General features: G+C 67.8%; 17 protein-coding genes. 9 read left to right on the top strand and 8 right to left on the bottom strand.

Features of this window, described 5'->3' with window-relative positions:
- Window positions 1-110: 110 nt before the first annotated feature.
- The 3 genes from sauS to ACZ5MJ_RS03845 all read left to right on the top strand — a co-directional run bounded on the left by sauS (window position 111) and on the right by ACZ5MJ_RS03845 (window position 4640).
- A complete protein-coding gene (gene sauS, locus ACZ5MJ_RS03855; protein ID WP_464222516.1) occupies window positions 111-1595 on the top strand; it encodes an acylating sulfoacetaldehyde dehydrogenase in 1485 nt (494 codons plus the stop codon).
- Window positions 1592-3130, top strand: a complete 1539-nt coding sequence (locus ACZ5MJ_RS03850; RefSeq protein ID WP_464222515.1) for an acyl--CoA ligase — start codon at window positions 1592-1594, stop codon at window positions 3128-3130. Before sauS ends, ACZ5MJ_RS03850 begins: the two co-directional genes overlap by 4 nt.
- Before the next feature lie 217 nt (window positions 3131-3347).
- Complete coding sequence (locus ACZ5MJ_RS03845; protein WP_464222514.1) at window positions 3348-4640, top strand: MFS transporter; 1293 nt, start codon at window positions 3348-3350, stop codon at window positions 4638-4640.
- 43 nt (window positions 4641-4683) lie between these two features.
- On the opposite strand, the gene ACZ5MJ_RS03840 is transcribed toward ACZ5MJ_RS03845, so the two are convergent.
- On the bottom strand, window positions 4684-7032 hold the full coding sequence (locus ACZ5MJ_RS03840; RefSeq protein WP_464222513.1) for a UvrD-helicase domain-containing protein: 2349 nt from the start codon (window positions 7030-7032) through the stop codon (window positions 4684-4686).
- A gap of 278 nt (window positions 7033-7310) precedes the next feature.
- Here ACZ5MJ_RS03840 and ACZ5MJ_RS03835 point away from each other — a divergent pair, with 278 nt between their 5' ends.
- Window positions 7311-10178 carry a valine--tRNA ligase gene (locus ACZ5MJ_RS03835; protein WP_464222512.1) on the top strand — a complete coding sequence of 956 codons (2868 nt, stop codon included), beginning with the start codon at window positions 7311-7313 and terminating at the stop codon, window positions 10176-10178.
- A gap of 129 nt (window positions 10179-10307) precedes the next feature.
- Window positions 10308-11198 carry a UTP--glucose-1-phosphate uridylyltransferase GalU gene (gene galU, locus ACZ5MJ_RS03830; RefSeq protein ID WP_464222511.1) on the top strand — a complete coding sequence of 297 codons (891 nt, stop codon included), beginning with the start codon at window positions 10308-10310 and terminating at the stop codon, window positions 11196-11198.
- 85 nt (window positions 11199-11283) lie between these two features.
- Here galU and ACZ5MJ_RS03825 read toward each other — a convergent pair whose 3' ends face one another.
- The 6 genes from ACZ5MJ_RS03825 to ACZ5MJ_RS03800 form a co-directional block, all read right to left on the bottom strand.
- The gene (locus ACZ5MJ_RS03825; RefSeq protein ID WP_010813669.1) at window positions 11284-11511 is read right to left on the bottom strand and encodes a sulfurtransferase TusA family protein; all 228 of its coding nucleotides are present in this window, start codon (window positions 11509-11511) and stop codon (window positions 11284-11286) included.
- A gap of 81 nt (window positions 11512-11592) precedes the next feature.
- The gene (locus ACZ5MJ_RS03820) at window positions 11593-12147 is read right to left on the bottom strand and encodes an NUDIX domain-containing protein (protein WP_464222510.1); all 555 of its coding nucleotides are present in this window, start codon (window positions 12145-12147) and stop codon (window positions 11593-11595) included.
- A 65-nt stretch (window positions 12148-12212) separates the two neighbouring features.
- The gene (locus ACZ5MJ_RS03815) at window positions 12213-13244 is read right to left on the bottom strand and encodes a threonine aldolase family protein (RefSeq protein ID WP_464222509.1); all 1032 of its coding nucleotides are present in this window, start codon (window positions 13242-13244) and stop codon (window positions 12213-12215) included.
- Window positions 13245-13275: 31 nt separating this feature from the next.
- Window positions 13276-13464 carry a 4-oxalocrotonate tautomerase gene (locus tag ACZ5MJ_RS03810; protein ID WP_012353493.1) on the bottom strand — a complete coding sequence of 63 codons (189 nt, stop codon included), beginning with the start codon at window positions 13462-13464 and terminating at the stop codon, window positions 13276-13278.
- A gap of 51 nt (window positions 13465-13515) precedes the next feature.
- Window positions 13516-14289: a class II aldolase/adducin family protein gene (locus tag ACZ5MJ_RS03805; RefSeq protein ID WP_464222507.1), complete on the bottom strand. Its 774-nt coding sequence runs from the start codon at window positions 14287-14289 to the stop codon at window positions 13516-13518.
- A 144-nt stretch (window positions 14290-14433) separates the two neighbouring features.
- Window positions 14434-15684, bottom strand: coding sequence for a YbfB/YjiJ family MFS transporter (locus ACZ5MJ_RS03800; RefSeq protein ID WP_464222505.1), 1251 nt, complete (start codon window positions 15682-15684; stop codon window positions 14434-14436).
- A gap of 130 nt (window positions 15685-15814) precedes the next feature.
- Between ACZ5MJ_RS03800 and ACZ5MJ_RS03795 the strand changes: the two genes are divergently transcribed.
- The 3 genes from ACZ5MJ_RS03795 (at window position 15815) to ACZ5MJ_RS03785 (ending at window position 19042) form a co-directional block, all read left to right on the top strand.
- On the top strand, window positions 15815-16708 hold the full coding sequence (locus ACZ5MJ_RS03795) for a LysR substrate-binding domain-containing protein (RefSeq protein ID WP_464222504.1): 894 nt from the start codon (window positions 15815-15817) through the stop codon (window positions 16706-16708).
- Window positions 16709-16808: 100 nt separating this feature from the next.
- Window positions 16809-18275 carry an NfeD family protein gene (locus tag ACZ5MJ_RS03790; protein WP_464222503.1) on the top strand — a complete coding sequence of 489 codons (1467 nt, stop codon included), beginning with the start codon at window positions 16809-16811 and terminating at the stop codon, window positions 18273-18275.
- A gap of 2 nt (window positions 18276-18277) precedes the next feature.
- Window positions 18278-19042, top strand: coding sequence for a slipin family protein (locus ACZ5MJ_RS03785; protein ID WP_432257800.1), 765 nt, complete (start codon window positions 18278-18280; stop codon window positions 19040-19042).
- A gap of 80 nt (window positions 19043-19122) precedes the next feature.
- Here the strand turns inward: ACZ5MJ_RS03785 and alaS are convergent, their stop codons facing one another.
- The gene (gene alaS / locus ACZ5MJ_RS03780; RefSeq protein ID WP_464222502.1) at window positions 19123-21747 is read right to left on the bottom strand and encodes an alanine--tRNA ligase; all 2625 of its coding nucleotides are present in this window, start codon (window positions 21745-21747) and stop codon (window positions 19123-19125) included.
- A 297-nt stretch (window positions 21748-22044) separates the two neighbouring features.
- Here alaS and ACZ5MJ_RS03775 point away from each other — a divergent pair, with 297 nt between their 5' ends.
- The gene (locus ACZ5MJ_RS03775; RefSeq protein WP_464222501.1) at window positions 22045-23265 is read left to right on the top strand and encodes a CaiB/BaiF CoA transferase family protein; all 1221 of its coding nucleotides are present in this window, start codon (window positions 22045-22047) and stop codon (window positions 23263-23265) included.
- Window positions 23266-23374: the final 109 nt, after the last annotated feature.

Below are 23374 nucleotides of genomic sequence, written 5' to 3'. Positions count from 1 at the left end.
CGGACTGGCTGGCGCGCTTCACTAGATTCGATCCAGGGCCGCCGACCAGTGCCGCGAAGTGCACGACCAAGCGCGGCGGCCCTGACCGTCCAAACCGCGGAGTCGAATCCATGAGTGTGCAAATACTGCATCGCCGGCAGTCCAACAATTCCGATTTGTCCCTACCGGCGGCGTCCATGCCTGCGCAATCCGCAGCAGAAGGCGCAGCCGAAGCCGTCACAGCAGTCGTGGCCCGGGCCCGGCAGGCGCAGCGCGAGTTCGCGCGTGCCGACCAGGCCACCGTCGACACCGCGGTCGCCGCCGCCGCGTGGGCCATCATGGAGCCCGCGCGCAACCGCCAGCTGGCCGAGCGTGCCGTCGCCGACACCGGCCTGGGCAATGTCGACGACAAGATCCGCAAGAATTACCGCAAGACGCTGGGCCTGCTGCGCGACCTGCATGGCCGCAAGACGGTGGGCGTGATCGCGCAGGATGCGGCCTCCGGCATCACCGAGATCGCGCGGCCCGTGGGCGTGGTGGCGGCCATCACCCCGTCGACCAATCCCGCGGCCACGCCGGCCAACAAGATCATCAACGCGCTCAAGTGCGGCAACAGCGTGATCGTGGCGCCATCGCCGAAAGGGCAGGACACGTGCGCGCTGCTGCTGTCGTTCATCCACGCCGAGTTCGCCCGCGCCGGCCTGCCCGCCGACCTGGTCCAGATGCTGCCCGCGCCGGTGTCGAAGGCCGCCACGGCAGCACTCATGCGGCAGGCCGACCTGGTGGTCGCAACCGGCTCGCAAGCCAACGTGCGCATGGCCTACACCTCCGGCACGCCGGCCTTCGGCGTGGGCGCCGGCAATGTGGCCTCGATCATCGACGCCAGCGCGGCACTGGATGACGCGGCGGCCAAGGTGGCGCGCTCCAAGACCTTCGACAACGCCACCAGCTGCTCTTCGGAGAACAGCCTGGTCGTGCTCGACGCCGTCTACCTGCCCATGCTCGACGCCCTGGCGGCCGTCGGCGGCGTGCTGCTCACGGCTGCGGAGAAAGCGCGGTTGCAGGCGCTGATGTGGCAGGACGGCAAGCTCGCCGGCACCTTCACGGGACAGAGCGCGACGCGCATTGCCGGGCTTGCCGGGCTGGAACGCGTGCGCGCGCTGCAGCCCACGATGCTGCTGGTGGAAGAAACCGGCGTCGGCAGCGACTACCCCTTCTCCGGGGAAAAGCTCTCGCCGGTGCTGACGGTCTACCGCGCCGCCGACTTCGCGGCGGCGGTCGAGCGCGTCGCGTGCCTGTACGCCTACATGGGCGCCGGCCATTCGGTCAGCCTGCATTCAACCAATCCGCGTCACGCGCTGCAGCTCGGGCTGGAACTGCCGGTGGCGCGCGTGATCGTGAACCAGGCGCATTGCTTCGCCACCGGCGGGAATTTCGACAACGGCCTGCCGTTCTCGCTGTCGATGGGCTGCGGCACCTGGGGCGGCAACAACTTCTCGGACAACCTCGGCTGGCGCCAGTACCTGAACATCACCCGCATCGCCGTGCCCATCGCCGAGCACGTGCCCGATGAAGCGGACCTGCTGGGCGATTACTTCGCGAGGGTCGGCAAATGAACGCGCGCACCGAACCCGAAGTGTTCGACACCCTGGCCGCGCTGGTGGCCGTGCGTGCCGCGCAGTGGCCCGACAAGCCCTACCTGCTATCGCCAGACAGCGGCCATGCGCTCACCTTCGGCGCGCTGGCGGCCGACGCCGACACGCTAAGCCGCAGTTATGCGGCAGCCGGACTGGGCAGCGGGCAGACGGTGTCGGTGTACCTGCCCAACGGCGAGCAGACCGCGCGGCTCCTGCTCGGCACCATGGCCTGCGGGCTGGTCGTCAACCCGATCAACCTGCTGTGCCAGCCGGCCCAGCTGCGCTACATCCTTGCGCATTCGGATACGCGGCTGGTCTTCACCTGGCCCGACGGCGCAGCCGCCATCCGCGAGGCCCTGCGCGAGGCCGGGCTGGACGTGCCGGTGATCGTCACCGCGCCCGACGCCGGCAGCCTGCCGGCACTGCCCGCCATGCAGCAAGCTGCGTCGCCACTGCCCGCGCCGCGACCTGACGCGCCCGCGCTGCTGATGTACACGTCCGGCACCACCGGCACGCCCAAGGGTGTGCTGCTGACGCAGCGCAACCTCATGGCCAACGGTGCCAACGTCAGCCGCGAGCACGGCCTCGGGCCGGCCGACCGGGTGCTGGCGACGCTGCCGCTGTACCACATCAACGGCCTCGTCGTAACCGCGATCGCGCCGCTGGTGCACGGCGGCTCGGTGGTGATGCCGATGCGCTTTTCCGCCAGCGCGTTCTGGCAGGACAGCGCGCGCCACGGCTGCACCTGGCTGAACGTGGTGCCGACCATCATCGCCTACCTGCTGAACGATACGCACGGCCGGGCGCCGGCCGGCGTGCGCTTCTGCCGCTCGGCCTCGGCCGCGCTGCCGCCGGAGCATCACCGCGCCTTCGAAGCGCGCTTCGGCATCGGCGTGATCGAGACCATGGGCATGACCGAGACCGCCGCGCCGGCGTTCAGCAATCCGCTCGACCCGGAGCGGCGGCGCATCGGCAGCATCGGCCGGCCCTCGGGCACGCGCGCCCGCGTACTCGGGCGCGACGGCATGCCCGTGCCCGACGGACAGGTCGGCGAGATCGTGCTGCAGGGCGAGAACGTGATGGCCGGCTACTACAAGGCGCCGGACATCACGCGCGAGGCCTTTACGCACGATGGCTGGCTGCGCACCGGCGACCTCGGCTACCGCGACGCCGATGGCTATTTCTACATCACCGGGCGCGCCAAGGAACTGATCATCAAGGGCGGCGAGAACATCGCCCCGCGCGAGATCGACGAGGCGCTGCTGCGCCATCCGGCCGTGCTCGAAGCCGCTGCGGTCGGCGTGCCGGACCCGGCCTACGGGCAGGAGATCGTCGCCTACGTGGTCATGCGCGAGGCGGCGCACTGCGATGAAGACGCGCTCGCCGCGCTGCGCGCGCATTGCCTGCGCGAACTGGGCCGCTACAAGACGCCGAAGGAGTTCCGCTTCATCGCCGAACTGCCGCGCGGCCCGTCGGGCAAGGTGCAGCGGCTCAGGCTGCTCGACCACGCCTGAACCCGCCCTCCCTTTCCACAACCCTCGCCAAGGAGCCTGCCCGACCGGAATCCGCCAGACCAGGAGACACGACGCAAGACCACAGACAGATTGCTCAAGGACGGGGCAGCGCGGCCGGCGCCGCGCCCCCGGCGCGCCGCAAGCGCATGGCTACGGACCGTGCGCCGGCCCGCCGTCCCGTCAACGCCACGTGCGCGCGCCGCACATAGGAGGTGGTATGAAGCAACGCATCAAGACCCGACACATGATCCTGGGCGTCATGTGCCTGATGTATTTCATCGCCTATATCGACCGCGTCAACATCTCGGTCGCCGCCCCCCTGATCCGCGAGGAAATGGGGCTGACCTCGTCGCAGCTGGGACTGGTGTTCTCGGCCTTTGCCTACCCCTATGCCGCCATGCAGATCCTCGGCGGCTGGATGTCCGACAAATTCGGGCCCAAGAAGGTGCTGATCGTGCTGTCGCTGATCTGGGGCGTGGCCACGGTCCTGACCGGCTTCGCCGGCAGCGTGCTGATGCTGGTGGTGCTGCGCTTCGCGCTGGGTATCGGCGAAGGCGGGGCGTTCCCGACCGCGACGCGCGCCTTCACCTACTGGATGCCAGTGGCGGAACGCGGCTTCGCGCAGGGCATCACCCACAGTTTCGCGCGGCTGGGCGGCGCGATCACGCCGCCGATCGTGCTGGCCATCGTGGCGACCGCCGGCTGGCGCGAGGCCTTTATCGTGCTGGGCACGGTCAGCCTCGGCTGGACCCTGCTGTACGCCTTCGTGTTCAAGGACTCGCCCGACAAGCACAGCCGCGTGACCGCGCAGGAGCTGCAGGAAATCGGCTACCGGCGCGGCGAGTGCCAGCAGGCCGCCAAGGCGGCCACGCCGTGGCGGCGCCTGTTCCGGCGCATGTGGCTGGTGACCTTCGTCGACTTCTGTTACGGCTGGTCGCTGTGGGTCTACCTGACGTGGCTGCCTTCTTACCTGAAGGAAGCACGGGGCTTCGACCTGAAGCAGCTGGCCCTGTTCACGTCATTGCCGCTGCTGGCCGGCGTGGTCGGCGACACGCTCGGCGGCATGCTGTCGGACCGCATCTACCGGCGCACCGGCAACCTGCGCCTGGCACGCGGCTCGATCCTGTTCGTGGGGCTGGCCGGCTCTCTGATGTTCATCGTGCCGATGACCTACACCGGCGATGCCGTCAACGCCGTGATCCTGCTGTCGCTGTCGTTCTTCTTCCTGGAGCTGACCAACGCCGTGCTGTGGAGCCTGCCGCTGGACATCGCCGGCAAGTACGCCGGCACCGCGGGCGGCATGATGAACACCGGTTTCGGGGTGGCCGGCATGGTGTCGCCGGTGGTGTTCGGCTACCTGATCGAGACCACCGGCAGCTATCACCTGCCGTTCATGATCTCGGCGGCACTGCTCGGCGTTGGCGCAGTGGCCTCGCTGTTCATCAATCCGCTCATGACCGTGGACAGTCCCGACCAGAAGGCCGGCGAGGTCCGCCACGCCCTGCCCTGAGCCGGACCAGACGCTACATGGCGCACCGCGAAGCCGGACCCGCTCAGTCGATCGTGTCCAGCTTCGCCACCGACAGCGCCAGCCACTTGGCGCCGTGGCGCTTGAAGTTGATATTGGCGCGCGCGTCCGTGCCCTCGCCTTCCAGCGCGGTGATCACGCCTTCGCCGAACTTGTTGTGGAACACCGACTGGCCCACGCGGAAGCCGGTGCCGGCCTCGCGCCTGGCATCGGCATAGCCGTTGCCGGTGTCCATGCCGCCGGTGGGGCGCGTGCCGGTGTAGGGCACGTCCTCGGGCTTGCGGAACCAGTCGCGGCCCCAGGCGTTGTCGCGCTCCTGGCGGCGCACGCCGCCGTAGCTCTGCGCCGGCGGCGTCAGCCACTTGAGCGAGGCCTCGGGCAGTTCCTCGAAGAAGCGCGAGCGCACGTGGTAGCGGGTCTGGCCGTGCAGCATGCGGCTCTGCGCGAACGACATGTAGAGCCGCTTGCGCGCGCGCGTGATCGCCACATACATCAGCCGGCGCTCTTCCTCCAGGCCGTCCGGGTCCATCATGCTGTTCTCGTGCGGGAACAGCCCTTCTTCCAGCCCGCTGATGAAGACCACGTCGAACTCCAGCCCCTTGGCCGCGTGCACGGTCATCATCTGCACCGCGTCCTGGCCGGCCTGGGCCTGGTTGTCGCCCGCTTCCAGCGAGGCGTGGGTCAGGAACGCTACCAGCGGCGTCATCACCACCGGCAGCGCCTCCGGGTCCAGCACCTGCTGGGCCTGGTCGCCGTCGGCCAGCGCCGGCGCGGCGGGGCTTCGATCGGCCGGGATTACCGCGGCCAGCGCTTCCAGGCCGTAGCCTTCCTCGACCACGAAGGCCTGCGCGGCGGTTACCAGTTCCTGCAAGTTCTCGATGCGGTCCTGGCCTTCCTTCTCGCCCTGGTAGTGGGTGATCAGGCCGCTGTGGTTGATCACGTATTCGACGGTCTCGGCCAGCGTCATGCGGCGCGTGTCCTCGCGCATCTTGTCGATCAGGCGCGTAAACGCCGCCAGCTTGCTGCCGGCGGCGCCGGGCACGTAGGCCACGGCCTCGGCCAGCGCGCTGTCGTACTGACGCGCCATGTCCTGCAGCACTTCCAGCGAGCGCGCGCCGATGCCGCGCGCCGGGAAGTTGACCACGCGGCCGAAGGCGGCGTCGTTGCGCGGGTTCTCCAGCAACTGCATGTAGGCCAGCGCGTGCTTGATTTCGGCGCGCTCGAAGAAGCGCAGGCCGCCGTACACGCGGTACGGGATGCCGGCCGAGAACAGCGCATGCTCGATCACGCGCGACTGCGCGTTGCTGCGGTACAGGATGGCGATCTCGGCGCGGCTGGCGCCCTGCGCGATCTGGTCGCGGATTTCTTCGATGATCCAGGCGGCTTCCTGGCCGTCCGAGCCGCCCTGGAACACCCGCACCGGCTCGCCGTGGCCGGCGTCGGTGCGCAGGTTCTTGCCCAGGCGGCGCGCGTTGTGCGAGATCAGGTGGTTGGCCGAATCCAGGATATGCCCGTGCGAGCGGTAGTTCTGCTCCAGCTTGATCATCCGGCGCACGCGGAACTCATGCTCGAAATCGCGCATATTGCCGACGTTGGCGCCGCGGAAGGCGTAGATGCTCTGGTCGTCGTCGCCCACGGCAAAGACCGCGGCCGGGTTCTGCGTGCCATAGCCGGCCAGCAGCTTGAGCCACTGGTACTGCAGCACGTTGGTGTCCTGAAACTCGTCGACCAGCACATGGCGGAAGCGGTGCTGGTAGTGCTGGCGGATGGCGTCGTTGTAGCGCAGCAGCTCGTAGCAGCGCAGCAGCAGCTCGGCGAAGTCGACCACGCCCTCGCGCTGGCACTGCTGGTCGTAGGCGGCGTAGAGGTCGACAAAGCGCTTGTTGAAGTCGTCGTTGGCCTCGACGTCGGCCGGGCGCAGGCCCTGCTCCTTGGCGTTGTTGATGAAGTACTGGAGGTTCTTGGCCGGGTACTTCTCGTCGTCGACGTTGAGCGCCTTCAACAGCCGCTTGAGCGCCGAGAGCTGGTCCTGGCTGTCCAGGATGGCAAAGGTCTGGGGCAGGCCCGCGTCGCGGAAATGCGCGCGCAGCATGCGGTTGCACAGGCCGTGGAAGGTGCCGATCCACATGCCGCGGGTGTTGATCGGCAGCATCGACGACAGCCGCGTCTGCATTTCCTTGGCGGCCTTGTTGGTAAAGGTCACCGCCAGGATGCCCGCCGGCGAAACATGCCCGTTCTGGATCAGCCAGGCGATGCGCGTGGTCAGCACACGGGTCTTGCCGCTGCCCGCGCCCGCCAGGATCAGCGCCGGTTCGTCGGGCAGGGTGACGGCGGCTAGTTGTTCGGCGTTCAGGTTGGCGAGCAGATCGGACATCGGAGAGGCCTGGTTGAATAGCGGCAATTATACCGGGGGGCCCTGTCCCATAAATCACATCCGGCAGCCGATCCGACCGTCGCGGCGGCGCCTCGCCCCCGTGCCGGCAAGCCGCTGCCGGCCGGGCCCGGTGACCACGAAATAGGCACCAGCCGGCCGCCCCCCGTATAATTTGATGTTTTACTGGCGCCAGGCCGGCCTTTGCAGGCTGGCACCGGCCGCCAGGCGCAGGCCACCGCACCTGCCACGCATCCAGACGCCAACATCGACATCCCAGCATGACCGCCCAAGACCAATCGCTTGCCAAGAGCTTCGAACCCGCCGCCATCGAGGCGAAATGGGGCCCCGAGTGGGAGAAGCGCGGCATCGCCAAGCCGACCTTCGACCCTGCCCGCCCGGACTTCGCGATCCAGCTGCCGCCGCCCAATGTGACCGGCACGCTGCATATGGGCCACGCGTTCAACCAGACCATCATGGACGGCCTGGCACGCCATGCACGCATGGCGGGCGCCAATACGCTGTGGGTGCCGGGCACCGACCACGCCGGCATCGCCACCCAGATCGTGGTGGAGCGCCAGCTCGAGGCGCAGGGCGTGTCGCGCCATGACCTGGGCCGCGAGAAGTTCACCGAGAAGGTGTGGGCCTGGAAGGAAGAGTCGGGCTCGACCATCACCCGCCAGGTGCGGCGCATGGGCGCGTCGATCGACTGGAGCCGCGAGTACTTCACGATGTCGCCCGAGATGTCGAAGGCGGTCACCGAAGTCTTCGTGCGCCTGTACGAGCAGGGCCTGATCTACCGCGGCAAGCGCCTGGTCAACTGGGACCCGGTGCTGGGCACCGCCGTGTCGGACCTGGAAGTCGACAGCGTCGAGGAAGAAGGCTCGCTGTGGCATATCCACTATCCGCTGGTCGAGGCTGACGCCAAGGGCGGCCTGACCCACCTGACCGTGGCCACCACCCGCCCCGAAACCATGCTGGGCGACGTGGCCGTGATGGTCCACCCGGAAGACGAGCGCTATGCGCACCTGATCGGCAAGTTCGTGCAGCTGCCGCTGACCGAGCGCCAGATCCCGGTGATTGCCGACGAATACGTCGACCGCGAGTTCGGCACCGGCGTGGTCAAGGTGACCCCGGGCCATGACTTCAACGACTATGCGGTGGGTCAGCGCCACAACCTGCCGCAGCTGTCGATCCTGACCCTGGACGCGAAGATCGTCGCCGACGCCCCCGCCGCCTACGCCGGCCTGGACCGCTTCGACGCGCGCAGGGCCATCGTCGAGGACCTGGACAAGCGCGGCCTGCTGGCCGAGGTCAAGAAGCACAAGCTGATGACCCCGCGCAGCGAGCGCACCGGCAGCGCGATCGAACCGATGCTGACCGACCAGTGGTTCGTCGCCATGAGCAAGCCGGCGCCGGAAGGCACCTTCTACCCGGGCCGCTCGATCGCCGAAGTGGCGCTGGACGCCGTGCAGAGCGGCGAGATCAAGCTGGTGCCGGAAAACTGGATCAGCACCTACAACCAGTGGCTGGGCAATATCCAGGACTGGTGCATCTCGCGCCAGCTGTGGTGGGGCCACCAGATCCCGGCGTGGTATGACGATGCCGGCAACTGCTTTGTCGGCCGCACCGAAGACGAAGCACTGGCCAAGGCAAAGGCCGCCGGCAGCACCGGCAGCCTGCGCCGCGAGGAAGACGTGCTCGACACCTGGTTCTCGTCGGCGCTGGTGCCCTTCTCCTCGCTGGGCTGGCCGGAAGAAACGCCCGAGATCCAGCACTTCCTGCCGTCGTCGGTGCTGGTGACCGGCTACGACATCATCTTCTTCTGGGTCGCGCGCATGGTCATGATGACCAAGCACTTCACCGGCAAGGTGCCCTTCCACACCGTCTACGTGCACGGCCTGGTGCGCGATTCGGAAGGCAAGAAGATGAGCAAGTCCGAGGGCAACACGCTGGACCCGGTGGACCTGATCGACGGCATCGACCTCGACACCCTGCTGCAGAAGCGCACCACCGGCCTGCGCCGCCCCAAGGACGCGCCCAAGATCGAGAAGAAGACGAAGAAGGAATTCCCGGAAGGCATTCCCGCCTTCGGTGCCGACGCGCTGCGCTTCACCTTTGCGTCGCTGGCCACGCTCGGGCGCAACGTCAACTTCGACACCGGCCGCTGCGAGGGCTACCGCAACTTCTGCAACAAGCTGTGGAACGCGACCCGCTTCGTGCTGATGAACACCGAAGGCCATGACTGCGGCATGGGCCCGTGCAACAACGACTGCGGCCCGGACGGCTACCTGGACTTCTCGCAGGCCGACCGCTGGATCGTGTCGCTGCTGCAGCGCGTGGAGGCCGAGGTCGAAAAGGGCTTTGCCGAGTACCGCTTCGACAATATCGCCAACGCCATCTACAAGTTCGTCTGGGACGAGTACTGCGACTGGTACCTGGAACTGGCCAAGGTGCAGATCCAGAACGGCACCGAAGCCCAGCAGCGCGCCACGCGGCGCACGCTGCTGCGCGTGCTCGAGACCGTGCTGCGCCTGGCGCATCCGATCATCCCGTTCATCACCGAAGAGCTGTGGCAGAAGGTGGCCCCGCTGGCCGGCCGGGCCAAGGGTGATGGCTCGGAAACAATCGCGCTGCAGCCGTATCCGCTGCCCGCCGTCGCCAAGATCGACGAAAATGCCGAGCAATGGGTCGCGCGCCTGAAAGAAGTGATCGATGCGTGCCGCAACCTGCGCGGCGAGATGAACATCTCGCCGGCCCAGCGCATCCCGCTCTACGCCGAGGGCGACAGCGCCTTCCTGAAGGCGGCGAGCGCACATATCCAGGCACTGGCAAAGCTTTCCGAGGTGCGCGTCTTTGAAGATGAGGCCGCCCTGCAGGCTGAAGGCGCCGGTGCGCCGGTGGCCATTGCCGGGGGCAACCACCTGCTGCTGAAGATCGAGATCGATGTCGGCGCCGAGCGCGCGCGCCTGTCGAAGGAAGTCGAGCGCATCGGTGGTGAAATCGGCAAGTGCCGTGCCAAGCTGTCCAACGAGAGCTTTGTCGCCAAGGCGCCACCTGCCGTGGTGGCGCAAGAGACACAGCGCCTGGCCGATTTCGAGCAGACGCTGGCCAAACTGCAAGGCCAGCTGCAGCGGCTGCCGGCCTGACGGCGCGGCGGCCGCAATCACGCCCCTGCCGGCCGGGGGTTCTGTCCGGCCTCGTCGGACAGAACCGGACAGACGGCGCCCATGATGGCTGGCAGGGTTATGGACTGGAATCTGAGAGGTACACCTGATATGGAAAATCGCGTCACCAAGGCTGTGTTCCCGGTTGCGGGCCTGGGCACCCGCTTCCTGCCAGCCACCAAGGCCAGCCCCAAGGAAATGCTTCCGGTAGTGGACAAGCCGCTGATCCAGTACGCCGTGGAAGAAGCCATGGCCGCCGGCATTACCGAGATGATCTTTGTCACCGGCCGCTCCAAGCGCGCCATCGAGGACCATTTCGACAAGGCCTTTGAACTGGAAGTCGAGCTCGAAGCCAAGAACAAGCAGGCGCTGCTGGACGTGGTGCGCTCGATCAAGCCGGCCAACGTGGAGTGCTACTACGTACGCCAGCCCGAAGCGCTGGGCCTGGGCCACGCGGTGCTGTGCGCGGCCAAGCTGGTGGGCGACACCCCGTTCGCGGTGATGCTGGCCGATGACCTGATCGACGGCAAGCCGCCGGTGATGAAGCAGATGGTGGATGCGTTCAACCACTACAACTGCTCGGTGCTGGGCGTCGAGGAAATCACGCCCGAGCAAAGCCGCTCCTACGGCGTGATCGATGGCCGCGAGTGGGACGAGGACGTGATCAAGGTCTCGGGCATCATCGAGAAGCCGGCACCGGAAGACGCGCCGTCAAACCTCGGCGTGGTCGGCCGCTACATCCTGACGCCGCGCATTTTCGACCACCTGCGCGACCTGAAGCCGGGCGCCGGCGGCGAGCTGCAGCTGACCGATGCAATCCAGTCGCTGCTGGGCCAGGAGCAGGTACTGGCCTACCGCTACCAGGGCCGCCGCTATGACTGCGGCAGCAAGCTGGGCTACCTGAAGGCGACCGTCGAGTTCGCCCTGAAGCACCCGGAAGTCGGCGCCGACTTCAGCGCCTACCTGGAATCGCGCGAGCACCTGACGGGCATCGGCAGCTGACGCCGTCCAGCCGAGGAAAAAGAAAAAGCCGCTTCGAGCGGCTTTTTCCTTGGGCGAGCCCGCAGCGTACGGGCCGATGCGCGCTTCAGCGCCGGCGCATATAGAACACGAACACCTTGTCCACTTCCGAGTGCGACAGCAACTCATTGCCGGTCTGCTTGGCAAAGGCCTGGAAATCACGCGTTGCGCCGGGATCGGTGGCCAGCACCTTGAGCACGTCGCCGCTGGCCATGTCGGCCAGGGCCTTCTTGGTGCGCAGGATAGGCAGCGGGCAGTTCAGGCCGCGCGCATCCACTTCTTTCTGGAACTCCATTCGTCTCTTCCTTCGATGCTTGGGTGGCTGGAGGCCGGCTGGAAGCCAGCCTTACCAGCGGTATTGTAGCGAAGCCCCGACCTAGCTGAAGTCGTGCGGGCGGCGCGGGTCCGGAATGTCCGCGCCAGTGTGGCGGTCGAAGAAGCGCACCGGGTAGCCGCGCGCGGCCAGCCAGTCGGCCACCGCGAAGCCGGTGCCGGCCGACCAGACGCGCACATCCTCCGGCGCCACCAGCTTGTAGTCGGCCAGTTCCTCGGACAGTTGGACAGTGCCGGTCGCCTTGACGTGATAGGCGATGATCAGCTCGTTCTTGCGCATGAACTCGTAGACGCCGATCAGCGCGACCGACTCGGTATCGAGGTTGGTCTCTTCCTTCAGTTCACGCGCCACGCCCAGCTCGGGCGGCTCGTCGCGCTCCAGGAAGCCCGTCACCAGCGCGAACATCGTCTCCGGCCATGCGGCATTGCGCGCCAGCAGCAGCTTGTCCTGGTACTCCACCACCGCCGCCAGCACCGGCAGCGGGTTGTTCCAGTGCACGAAGCCACAGTCCTGCTGCACGCAGGCATGGCGTTCGCGTCCGGACAGTGGCAGCACCTCCAGCGGTGCGCCGCACTGCGGGCAGAATCGGTATTGCATTTGAGGGCTCCTGAACGGGTCTCGTCGTTTTAGGTATAAGGTGCCGGGTGCCGCTCAGGTGTCAATCATGCGCCGCATGCCGCGCGCATGTCGGCGGCCAGCGCCTCCACCGTCTGCGGCTGCAGGTCCCATGAACACATGAAACGGCAGCCGCCGGCGCCGATAAAGGTGTAGAAACGCCAGCCCTTCGCGCGCAGCGCCTCGATCGCCGGCAGCGGCAGCTCGGCGAACACGGCGTTGGACTGCGTCGGGAACATGATGCGTACGCCCGGAATATCGCTGATGCGCTGCTGCAGCAGCTGCGCCATCGCATTGGCATGGCGCGCGTTGGCGAGCCACACGTCGTTCTCGAGCAGACCCAGCCACGGCGCGGAGATAAAGCGCATCTTCGACGCCAGTTGCCCGGCCTGCTTGACGCGGTAGGCAAAGTCCTCGGCCAGGCGGCGGTCGAAGAACACCACCGCCTCGCCCACCGGCAGGCCGTTCTTGGTGCCGCCGAAGCACAGCACGTCGACGCCCGCGCGCCAGGTGATCTCGGACGGATGCACGCCCAGCGACGCCACCGCATTGGCAAAGCGCGCGCCGTCCATGTGCACGCGCAGCTGCCGGCGCTTGGCGATGGCCGCGATCGCGCGCACCTCGTCCACGCTGTAGACGGTGCCGACCTCGGTCGACTGCGTCAGCGACACCACCTTGGGCTTGGGGTAATGGATATCGGAGCGGCGCGTAACCAGCGCCTCGACCGCATCGGGCGTGAGCTTGCCGTCGGCGCCGGGCGCGGTCAGCAGCTTGGAGCCGTTGGAAAAGAACTCGGGGCCGCCGCATTCGTCGGTCTCGATATGCGCCAGTTCGTGGCAGATCACCGAGTGGTAGGACTGGCACAGCGCCGACAGCGCCAGCGAGTTGGCCGCCGTGCCGTTGAACACGAAGAACACTTCGCAATCGGTCTGGAACAGGTCGCGGATACGGTCGCACACCTTCTGCGTCCAGGTATCGTCGCCATAGGCCTGCTCATGGCCGCTGGCGTTGGCTTCCAGGAAGTACTTGAGCGATTCCGGGCAGAAGCCGGCGTAGTTGTCAGAGGCGAAGTGCTGCATGGTGTCCAGTGTGAAGCCGAGGAGGGAAACCTTACTTCTTGTCAGCCCACAACTCGCCGCCGGTGGCCCAGTTCTCGCGCTTGATGTCGGTGATGATGATGTCGACGGCCGAGGGCGAGCAGCCCAGGGTCTCGCAGCTCACGCGGGTCACTTCTTCGACAAACTTGCGCTTCTGCTCGATGGTACGGCCTTCAAACATTTCGACGTGGAAAGTCGGCATGCAATGCTCCTTTGCTTGATTCTTGCTGATCCGGCGGGGAACCAGCCCCCTTCAGTCCCGGTATGAGGGATCGATTCTATCCAGTTTGCGCAGCAACGCGGGCCACTCCATCACGCCTTCGACCGCGCCGTTGTCGTAGAGCTGTTCGGAGGTCTTGTCCGCCACCGCCGCAGCGGGCTGCACCAGCGCACCGCCCGCCTGCGCAGCGATCTGGACTTCGCACGCCTTGATCAGCGTCGCCATCAGCACATAGGCCTCGGCCACGGTGCGGCCCACCGTCAGCGTGCCGTGGTTGCGCAACAGCATGGCCGGATGCGCGCCCAGCGACGCGGTCAGCCGCGCGCCTTCGGCCGGGGTAAAGGCAAGCCCTTCGTAGTCGTGGCAGGCGATGCGGCCGTGGAAGCGCATCGCATGCTGCGACAGCGGCAGCAGTCCCGCCGCCTGCGCCGAGACGGCGATGCCGGCGGTGTTATGCAGGTGCATCACGCACATCGCGTCGGCGCGCGCGGCATGCACCGCGGCGTGCAGCGCAAAGCCGGTCACATTGACCGGGTGCACGGTCTCGCCGACGACTTCGCCGCGGCCATTGATCTTGACCAGGTCGCTGGCGCGGATCTCGTCGAAGGCAAAGCCGAAGGGGTTGATCAGGAAGTGGTCGGGCTCGCCCGGCACCGTGGCCGAGATATGGGTGTAGATCAGGTCATCCCAGCCCTCGCGCGCGGCCAGGCGGTAGGCGGCGGCCAGGTCGACGCGCACGCGCTGCTCTTCGGCGGAAACGGGATGGGAAGCACCCGCGGCACGCGCGGGCTGCAAGGTAAAAGACATGGGGTCGCTCCTGCGCCGCCCGGTGTCGCGTGCCGGGTACGGCCCCGGGCTTCTGTGCCGCGCCACGGGCTGCCCGCCTGCGCGCGGCAGCCGCTCGCGGGGCGCGCCAGGCGGCAAAGCCAATACTTTAGCGCACCTTCGTGCTCAGCTCCGGTCCGGCGCCAGCGGCCAGGCGCGGCGCATCCAGGCGAATACCAGCGCGCCCAGCAGCAGCGCCGCCGCCGCGCACGCCAGCGAACTGGCGAAGCCCCCGGTGCGCGCCACCAGCGCGGTCGCCAGCGGCGGCCCGGCGATCTGGCCCAGCCCGTAGGATGCCGTCATCAGGCCCATCAGCCGCGCCGCGTGCGGCCCCCACAGGCGCCGCGCCTCGCGCATGGCAAAGGCCACCAGCGCGGTGAACGGCAGGCCCGCCAGCAGGCTGCTGAGGGCAAAGCCGGCCACGGTCGGGAACACCACCGCGATCGCCACGCCCAGCGCCTGCATGCCATACAGCAGCGTCAGCAGCTTGCGGCTGTCGTGCGCCATGCCCACCCGCGTGGCCAGGAACGCGCCCACCGCCACGCCCGCGCCGAAGATCGGCCAGAACAGGTCGGCCCAGACCGTGCCCGGCAGCGCCTCGCGCGCAATCACGGGCAGGAAGGTCGCGGTGATGATGTAGCCGAAGCCGGCCAGACCATAGGCGAAAGTCAGCACCCAGGTCTGGGCATCGAGCGGCGCGGCGGCGGTGCCGGCCGCCGCGTGGGACGGCGCATTCGCCGCCGCCACGGCAGGCTCCGCGACGAAGATCCGCCACACCGCAGCCACCAGCACCACCGCCAGCACCGTGAACGCGACCCAGCCATAGTCCGCACGCCAGCCCGCCCCGACCATACCGGACGCACCCAGGCCGGTGACGACGATGCCCAGCCCCGGCCCGCAGAAGATCAGCCCGGCAAGCGCCGGCTTGCCCAGTTCCGCCAGCCGCTGCAGGCACCAGCCCGCGGTGTAGACCATCACCACCGCGCTGGCGACGCCCGCGGCGCCGCGCCACAGCGACCAGGCGGGCATGCCGCCCGGCAGGGCCATGCCCAGTGTGAGCAGCACCGTCGCCACCAGGCCCCAGCGCACCATGCGCACCGCATCGGGTCGGATGAACATGCACACGGCGGCGCCGGCAAAGTAGCCGATGTAATTGAACGTGGCCAGCCAGCCTCCCTGATGCAGCGTGACGGTGCCGTCATGCAGCATCATCGGCAGCAGCGGCGTAAAGGCAAAGCGACCGATGCCCATCACCACCGCCAGCGACACCAGGCCGGCCACGGCCACCGCGACCGGGCCGGCTTCGGGGCGTGGCCCGGCGGAGGCAGCCAGGCGCGCGGCGGGGTATTCAGGCTCGAGGCTGTGGGGAGTCGGCATGATGGTTGGCTGCCGGGGGCAGCGGTTGCATTGCGATGTCTGTATGCTACGCTGGCTTTATCATCCCCAAAAATGAATAATCGAGATGCCAGGCATCTTGATTTCAGATGGATAACCACCGGAGCCCCCCATGGATCTTGCCGCGCTTGAAATCTTCCGCGCTGTCGTCGAGGCCGGCGGCATCACCCGCGCGGCCGAGCGGCTGCACCGGGTGCAGTCCAATGTCACCACCCGCATCCGCCAGCTGGAACAGTCGCTGGGCGTTGACCTGTTTGTGCGCGACGGCCGGCGCATGGTGCTGACGCCCTCCGGCCAGACCCTGTTCGACTACGCCTGCCGCATCCTGACGATGACCGAGGAAGCGCGCCAGGCGGTGTTGCCGGCACGCCCGCACGGCCGGCTGCGCATTGCCTCGATGGAAAGCACTGCCGCCAGCCGCCTGCCCAATGTGCTGGCCGCTTACCACCAGGCGTGGCCGGACGTGCAGCTGGAACTGGTCACGCTGCCCACGCGCCAGGCGCTGGATGCACTGGCGCGCTTCGAAGTGGAGTGCGCCTTCGTTGCCGAGCCGCTGACCGACCCGGGGCTGAGCGCCGTCCCGGTATTCGAGGAAGAGCTGGTGGTGATTACGCGCGCGCGCCATCGGCCGGTGCGCACCGCGGCCGACCTGGAGGTGCCGACGCTGCTGGCATTCGAACCCGGCTGCAACTACCGCGCCCGGCTGGAAAACTGGTATGTGATCGGCGATGCCCCGACGCCGCGCGTGCTGCAGCTCAACTCGTACCATGCCATCGTCGCCTGCGTGGCGGCCGGCATCGGCGCGGCGATCGTGCCGAGCTCGGTGCTGGGGCTGTACCGGGACCCGCCCGCCATCCAGCAGCACAGCCTGGGTGCGGCGGGCCGCGTGCGCACGCTGCTGGCCTGGCACCCGTCGATGGCCAGTGCGGCCCTGCATGCCTTGGTCGACACCCTCGCCGCCGCGTCCCCCGCGCCCACCGGAAAGCCGGAACTGGCGGCAGCCTGAGCGAGCCGGGGCGGGCGCGGCAGTCCGCGTGCAAGATGTGCCCGGTGGCCTACACTTTAAGTGGCGCCACCACGGCACCCAGCGTGCCTCGTCCCCTGCCATGAAACCTGCCACCGCGTTGCTGCGGGCCCTTCGGCTGCTGTCCAGCCAGGTGTTGGCGTGCTGCGCCCTTGCCTGCGCCAGCCTGCTCGCCAGTGCCGGCGGCCCGATGCCATCCGCCGCAACCACGGCCATCGCACCGGTCTATGTGATTGCGCTGAACGGCGCGGTCGGCCCAGCCAGCGCCAGCTTTATCCTGCGCGGCATTGCGCGCGCCGGCGAGGCCGGCGCCCAGCTGGTGGTGCTGGAAATGGACACCCCGGGCGGGCTGGACGCGTCGATGCGCGAGATCATCCAGGCCATCCTGGCGTCGCCGGTGCCGGTGGCCAGCTATGTCTATCCCGGCGGCGCACGCGCGGCCAGCGCCGGCACCTACATCCTCTATGCCAGCCATATCGCGGCGATGGCGCCGGGCACCAACCTGGGCGCGGCCACCCCGGTGCAGATCGGCATTGGCGGGCCGCAGAAGCCCGAAGCCCTGCCGGGCGCCAAACCCGCCTCGGCCCCGGCCACCGAGCCCGCGGGCGGCGACACCATGGCGCGCAAGCAGATGCACGACGCTTCGGCCTATATCCGCGGCCTGGCGCAGTTGCGCGGACGCAATGCCGAATGGGCCGAGCGCGCGGTGCGCGAGTCGGTCAGCCTGTCTGCCGACGAGGCCCTGGCCCAGCGCGTGGTCGACCTGGTGGCCCCCGACTTGCCGGCGCTGCTGCGCCAGGTCGAAGGCCGCAAGCTCACCGCCGCCGGCGGCAAGGCCATCGTGCTGCGCACCGCCAATGCGCCAGTGGTCACGCTGGAGCCCGACTGGCGCAGCCGCTTCCTGGCCGTGATCACCGAGCCCAGCGTGGCGCTGCTGCTGATGATGATCGGCATCTACGGCCTGATCTTCGAGTTCTCCACGCCGGGCATGGTGGTGCCCGGCATTGGCGGCGCAATCTGCCTGCTGGTGGCGCTGTTCGCGCTGCATATGCTGCCCGTGAACTACGCCGGGCTGGCGCTGGTGGCGCTGGGCATCGGCTGCATGGTGGCGGAGCTGTTCCTGCCGACCTTCGGCGCGCTGGGCGTGGGCGGCATCATTGCTTTCGCCTTTGGCGCGGTGATGCTGATCGACACCGACGTGCCGGGCTTCGGCGTGCCGCTGCCGATGGTGGCGGCGATGTCGGCGCTGTCCGCGATCTTCGTGTTCGGCATGTCGGCGATGCTGCTGCGCGCGCGCAGGCGCCCGGTGGTCAGCGGTGCCGACACACTGGTCGGCATGCGCGGCGAAATGCTGGACGACCTGCGCGGCGAAGGCTGGGCCTCGGTGCGCGGCGAGACCTGGCGCGTGCGCAGTGCCAGCCCGTTGCCGCGCGGCACGCCGGTGCTCGTCACCGCGCGCGATGGCCTGGTGCTCGAGGTGACTGCCGCCGGCGACGTCCCGCTTGTTCCGACACCCCCATCCCAACCGACGCCAGACAAGGGAGCCTGACCATGGCCTACGGATTCAGCTTCGGCGGTGTGATCTTCCTGCTGGCACTGCTGGTGATCATGTCGTTCCGCGTGCTGCGCGAATACGAACGCGGCGTGGTGTTCATGCTGGGACGCTTCTGGCGCGTCAAGGGCCCGGGCCTGGTGCTGCTGATCCCCGCCGTGCAGCAGATGGTCAGGGTCGACCTGCGCACGGTGGTGATGGACGTACCGCCGCAGGACGTGATCTCGCGCGACAACGTCTCGGTCAAGGTCAATGCGGTGGTGTACTTCCGCGTGGTCGATCCGGAGCGCGCCATCATCCAGGTGGCGAACTTCCTGGAGGCCACCAGCCAGCTGGCGCAGACCACGCTGCGCTCGGTGCTGGGCAAGCACGAACTGGACGAGATGCTGGCCGAGCGCGAGAAGCTCAACCTCGACATCCAGCAAGCGCTGGACGCCCAGACCGACGGCTGGGGCATCAAGGTCTCGAACGTCGAGATCAAGCACGTCGACCTGAACGAGACCATGATCCGCGCGATTGCGCGTCAGGCCGAGGCCGAACGCGAACGGCGCGCCAAGGTGATCCATGCCGAGGGCGAACTGCAGGCTTCCGAGAAGCTGCTGGAAGCGGCGCAGATGCTGGCGCGGCAGCCGCAGGCGATGCAGCTGCGCTATATGCAGACGCTGACGCAGATAGCGGGGGACAAGAGTTCGACGATCGTGTTTCCGTTGCCGATGGAGTTGCTGACGGTGCTGGGCAGCGGCAAGGGAACGCCGGAAAAGTAAAAAGCAGAAAGGGCGCCGGGGCGCCCTTTCTACATTTGTGACTACGTCAAGCCGACCTGCTGTTTTCTCCCCTCAGCCAGTCAAACCTTGCTGGCCACCCACTCGCTGACACCCGCCAGCGCCTGCGGCAGCTTGGCCGGCTCGGTGCCGCCGGCCTGTGCCATGTCGGGACGGCCACCGCCCTTGCCGCCCACTTGCTGGGCGACAAAGTTGACCAGCTCGCCGGCCTTGACCTTGCCCGTGGCATCAGCGGTGACACCAGCGATCAGGCTGACCTTGCCGTCGGCCACGGCGCCCAGCACGATGGCCGCGCTCTGCAGCTTGTCCTTGAGCTTGTCCATGGTCTCGCGCAGGGTCTTCACGTCGGCGCCGTCCAGCTGCGCGGCCAGCACCTTCAGGCCCTTGATGTCGACGGCCTGCGCGGCCAGCTCGTCGCCCTGCGAGGCGGCCAGCTTGCTCTTCAGGCGCTCCAGCTCCTTCTCCAGCGCGCGCACCTGGTCCTGCACCTGGCCGATGCGCGGCACCAGTTCCGAAGGCTGGGCCTTCAGCACGGCGGCGGCTTCATTCAGCCTGGCATCCAGGCCCTGCAGGTAGTGTAGCGCGTTGTCGCCGGTGATGGCTTCCACGCGGCGGATGCCGGCGGCGACGCCGCCTTCCATCACGATCTTGAACAGGCCGATATCGCCGGTGCGGTGCACGTGGGTGCCGCCGCACAGTTCCTTCGAGGTGCCGATCGACAGCACGCGCACGTCGTCGGCGTACTTCTCGCCGAACAGGGCCATCGCGCCGCTCTTGACCGCGTCGTCGAACGGCATGATCTCGGCGTGCGTGTCATCGTTGCGCAGGATCTCGGCGTTGACGATCTCTTCGACCTGGCGGATCTGCGCATCCGTCAGCGCGGCATTGTGCGAGAAGTCGAAGCGGGTCTTGTCCGCGTCCACCAGCGAGCCCTTCTGCTGCACGTGGCTGCCCAGCACTTCGCGCAGGGCCTTGTGCATCAGGTGGGTGGCCGAGTGGTTGCGCACGGTGCGCGCGCGGCGCAGCGCGTCGACCTGGGCCGACACGGCATCGCCCACCTTGAGCGCGCCGCCTTGCAGCGTGCCCTGGTGGCCGAACACATCGGCCTGGACCTTGGTGGTGTCCGCCACGGCGAACACGGCATTGCCAGCCCTCAGCACGCCCTGGTCGCCGGCCTGGCCGCCGGACTCGGCGTAGAACGGCGTGTTGTCGAGCACCACCACGCCGGTCTGGCCCGGCTGCATGGCATCGACCGAAGCGCCGTCGACATACAGCGCGGCGATCTTCGCTTGCGGCAGTTCCAGCTTTTCGTAGCCATGGAACACGGTCTTGTCGCCGGTGTACTCCAGGCCCGCGGCCATCTTGAACTTGCCGGCCGCGCGCGCCTGCTCGCGCTGGCGGGTCATGGCGGCATCGAAGGCGGCTTCATCGACAGCGATTTCCTGCTCGCGGCACACGTCCTGGGTCAGGTCCAGCGGGAAGCCGAAGGTATCGTGCAGCTTGAACGCGAGTTCGCCGTCCAGCGTCTTGCCGCCCTTGAGCTTGAGCTCGGCCAGCGCGGCGTCGAGGATGGCCATGCCGTTTTCGATGGTCTCGAAGAAGCGCTCTTCCTCGGCCTTCAGCACTTCGGTCACGCGCGACTGCGCTTCGGCCAGTTCCGGGTAGGCCTGGCCCATCTGCGCGACCAGGTCCGGCACCAGCTTGTGGAAGAACGGGGCCTTTTGGCCCAGCTTGTAGCCGTGGCGGATGGCGCGGCGGATGATCCGGCGCAGCACGTAGCCGCGGCCCTCGTTGCCGGGGATCACACCGTCGACGATCAGAAACGCGCACGCGCGGATATGGTCGGCAATGACCTTCAGCGAGTTCTGGTTCAGGTTGTCGATATGGGTTTCACGCCCGGCGGCCTTGATGAGTGCCTGGAACAGGTCGATCTCATAGTTGCTGTGCACATGCTGCAGCACCGCGGCAATGCGCTCCAGGCCCATGCCGGTGTCCACGCACGGCTTGGGCAGCGGCGTCATGTTGCCCTGCTCGTCGCGGTTGAACTGCATGAACACCAGGTTCCAGATCTCGATGTAGCGGTCGCCGTCTTCCTCGGGCGATCCCGGGGGGCCGCCCCATACGTCCGGGCCGTGGTCGAAGAAGATTTCCGAGCACGGGCCGCACGGGCCGGTGTCGGCCATCTGCCAGAAGTTGTCCGAGGCATAGCGAGCGCCCTTATTGTCGCCGATGCGCACGATGCGTTCGGTCGGCACGCCCACTTCCTTTGCCCAGATGTCGTAGGCTTCGTCGTCTTCCGCATAGACCGTCACCCACAGCTTCTCTGCCGGCAGCTGGTAGACCTTGGTCAGCAGTTCCCATGCGTACTGGATGGCCTCGCGCTTGAAGTAGTCGCCAAACGAGAAGTTGCCCAGCATCTCGAAGAACGTATGGTGGCGCGCGGTGTAGCCCACGTTCTCCAGGTCGTTGTGCTTGCCGCCGGCGCGCACCGAGCGCTGCGATGACGTGGCGCGGGTGTAGGGGCGCTTGTCGGTGCCCAGGAACACGTCCTTGAACTGCACCATGCCGGAATTGGTGAACAGCAGCGTCGGGTCGTTCGCCGGCACCAGGCTGGACGAGCGGACCACGGTATGGCCCTTCGATTCGAAGAACTGCAGGAACTTGCTGCGAATGTCTGAGACTTTCATGGGATGGCGGACGCTTGCCCTGGCGTGGCCGGGCGCGACGAATCAGTATGGGATTTGCAAACCGTTGATTATACGGGCAAGGCAGCCCGTCGGGCACGCCAGGCACGGCACCGCGGACCCGGCCGGCTATCGCCCAAATCCCGTCACCATAAGAGGCCTATGCGGCACCCAAAGGCGCACCGGCGATTGGCCGATGGTACAGTGCAGGCAACTCGCGCCGGCCCCGGATTCAAGGGGCGCGCCGACCTCTCGCATTTGCGACCGATCCCCGTCTCACCCTCAGCATTGACTACCGCCATGGGAGCTTTAAGCCATCTCCGCGTCCTCGACCTGACCCGCGTGCTTGCCGGGCCGTGGTGCGCCCAGAACCTTGCCGACTTTGGCGCCGACGTGATCAAGATCGAGCGCCCCGGCGCCGGCGACGACACCCGCACCTGGGGCCCGCCCTGGCTCAAGGACGAGGACGGCCGCGACACCGCCGAAGCCGCCTACTACCTCGCCGCCAACCGCAACAAGCGCTCGGTCACCTGCGACATCAGCACGCCGGAAGGCCAGCGGATCGTGCGCGAGCTGGCGGCGCAGAGCGACGTGGTGCTGGAGAACTACAAGGTCGGCCAGCTCAGGAAGTACGGCCTGGATTACGAATCGCTCAGACAGGTCAGGCCCGGCCTGATCTACTGCTCGGTCACCGGCTTCGGCCAGACCGGCCCGTACGCCGCGCGCCCGGGTTACGACTTCATCATCCAGGGCATGGGCGGCTTCATGAGCCTGACCGGCGAGCGTGACGACCTGCCCGGCGGCGGCCCGCAGAAGGCCGGCGTGGCCATTTCCGACCTGATGACCGGCCAGTACGCCACCATCGCCGTGCTGGCGGCGCTGGCGCACCGCGACCGCACCGGCGAGGGCCAGTACATCGACATGGCGCTGCTGGACGTGCAGGTGGCAATGCTGGCCAACATGAACACCAACTACCTGGCCAGCGGCGAGGCACCGCGCCGCTGGGGCAACGCACATCCCAATATCGTCCCTTACCAGACCTTCCAGGCCGCCGACGGCTGGCTGATCGTGGCGGTGGGCAACGACGGGCAGTTCCGCAAGTTCGTCATCGACGGCGGCAAGCCCGAGCTGGCCGACGACCCGCGCTTTGCCACCAACCCGCAGCGCGTGGCCAACCGCGACGTGCTGGTGCCGATCCTGGCCGAGATGGTGCGCCCGCGCACCCGCGACCAGTGGATCCGCGACCTGGAAGCCGCCGGCGTGCCGTGCGGCCCGATCAACACCCTGGACGACGTGTTCGAGGACGACCAGGTCAAGGCGCGCGGCCTGCGCGTGGACCTGCCCCACCCCAGCGCCGGCGAGGTCAAGCTGGTGGGCAGCCCGATCAAGATGAGCGCCACGCCGCCGCAGGCGCTGCGCCACCCGCCGCTGCTGGGCGAGCACACCGACACCGTGCTGGCCGACACGCTGGGCTACAGCGCTGAGCAGATTGGCGCACTGCGCGCCAAGGGTGTGCTGTAACATTCTCCTCTTGCCGGCGGCCAGTCCTGGCCGCCGGTGCTTTACGCACTGACGGAAGCAGTTCAGTCCCCGCTGAAATACTTTCCACGGGCGCAGCGCCCAGCGCCGG

The sequence above is a fragment of the Cupriavidus sp. LA-1 genome (assembly GCF_055385985.1).
The sequence above is the reverse complement of the archived record's forward strand: the minus strand, read 5'-3'. Positions and strand labels throughout refer to the sequence as shown.

Coding starts and splice junctions, on each gene's coding strand:
- ACZ5MJ_RS03840 (WP_464222513.1), bottom strand. CDS start 7,032: ATGTCCGATCTGCTCGCCAACCTGAACGCCGAACAACTAGCCGCCGTC.
- ACZ5MJ_RS03835 (WP_464222512.1), top strand. CDS start 7,311: ATGACCGCCCAAGACCAATCGCTTGCCAAGAGCTTCGAACCCGCCGCC.
- ACZ5MJ_RS03800 (WP_464222505.1), bottom strand. CDS start 15,684: ATGCCGACTCCCCACAGCCTCGAGCCTGAATACCCCGCCGCGCGCCTG.
- alaS (WP_464222502.1), bottom strand. CDS start 21,747: ATGAAAGTCTCAGACATTCGCAGCAAGTTCCTGCAGTTCTTCGAATCG.
- ACZ5MJ_RS03805 (WP_464222507.1), bottom strand. CDS start 14,289: ATGTCTTTTACCTTGCAGCCCGCGCGTGCCGCGGGTGCTTCCCATCCC.
- ACZ5MJ_RS03815 (WP_464222509.1), bottom strand. CDS start 13,244: ATGCAGCACTTCGCCTCTGACAACTACGCCGGCTTCTGCCCGGAATCG.
- ACZ5MJ_RS03785 (WP_432257800.1), top strand. CDS start 18,278: ATGGCCTACGGATTCAGCTTCGGCGGTGTGATCTTCCTGCTGGCACTG.
- ACZ5MJ_RS03795 (WP_464222504.1), top strand. CDS start 15,815: ATGGATCTTGCCGCGCTTGAAATCTTCCGCGCTGTCGTCGAGGCCGGC.
- galU (WP_464222511.1), top strand. CDS start 10,308: ATGGAAAATCGCGTCACCAAGGCTGTGTTCCCGGTTGCGGGCCTGGGC.
- ACZ5MJ_RS03850 (WP_464222515.1), top strand. CDS start 1,592: ATGAACGCGCGCACCGAACCCGAAGTGTTCGACACCCTGGCCGCGCTG.
- sauS (WP_464222516.1), top strand. CDS start 111: ATGAGTGTGCAAATACTGCATCGCCGGCAGTCCAACAATTCCGATTTG.
- ACZ5MJ_RS03790 (WP_464222503.1), top strand. CDS start 16,809: ATGAAACCTGCCACCGCGTTGCTGCGGGCCCTTCGGCTGCTGTCCAGC.
- ACZ5MJ_RS03845 (WP_464222514.1), top strand. CDS start 3,348: ATGAAGCAACGCATCAAGACCCGACACATGATCCTGGGCGTCATGTGC.
- ACZ5MJ_RS03820 (WP_464222510.1), bottom strand. CDS start 12,147: ATGCAATACCGATTCTGCCCGCAGTGCGGCGCACCGCTGGAGGTGCTG.
- ACZ5MJ_RS03825 (WP_010813669.1), bottom strand. CDS start 11,511: ATGGAGTTCCAGAAAGAAGTGGATGCGCGCGGCCTGAACTGCCCGCTG.
- ACZ5MJ_RS03810 (WP_012353493.1), bottom strand. CDS start 13,464: ATGCCGACTTTCCACGTCGAAATGTTTGAAGGCCGTACCATCGAGCAG.
- ACZ5MJ_RS03775 (WP_464222501.1), top strand. CDS start 22,045: ATGGGAGCTTTAAGCCATCTCCGCGTCCTCGACCTGACCCGCGTGCTT.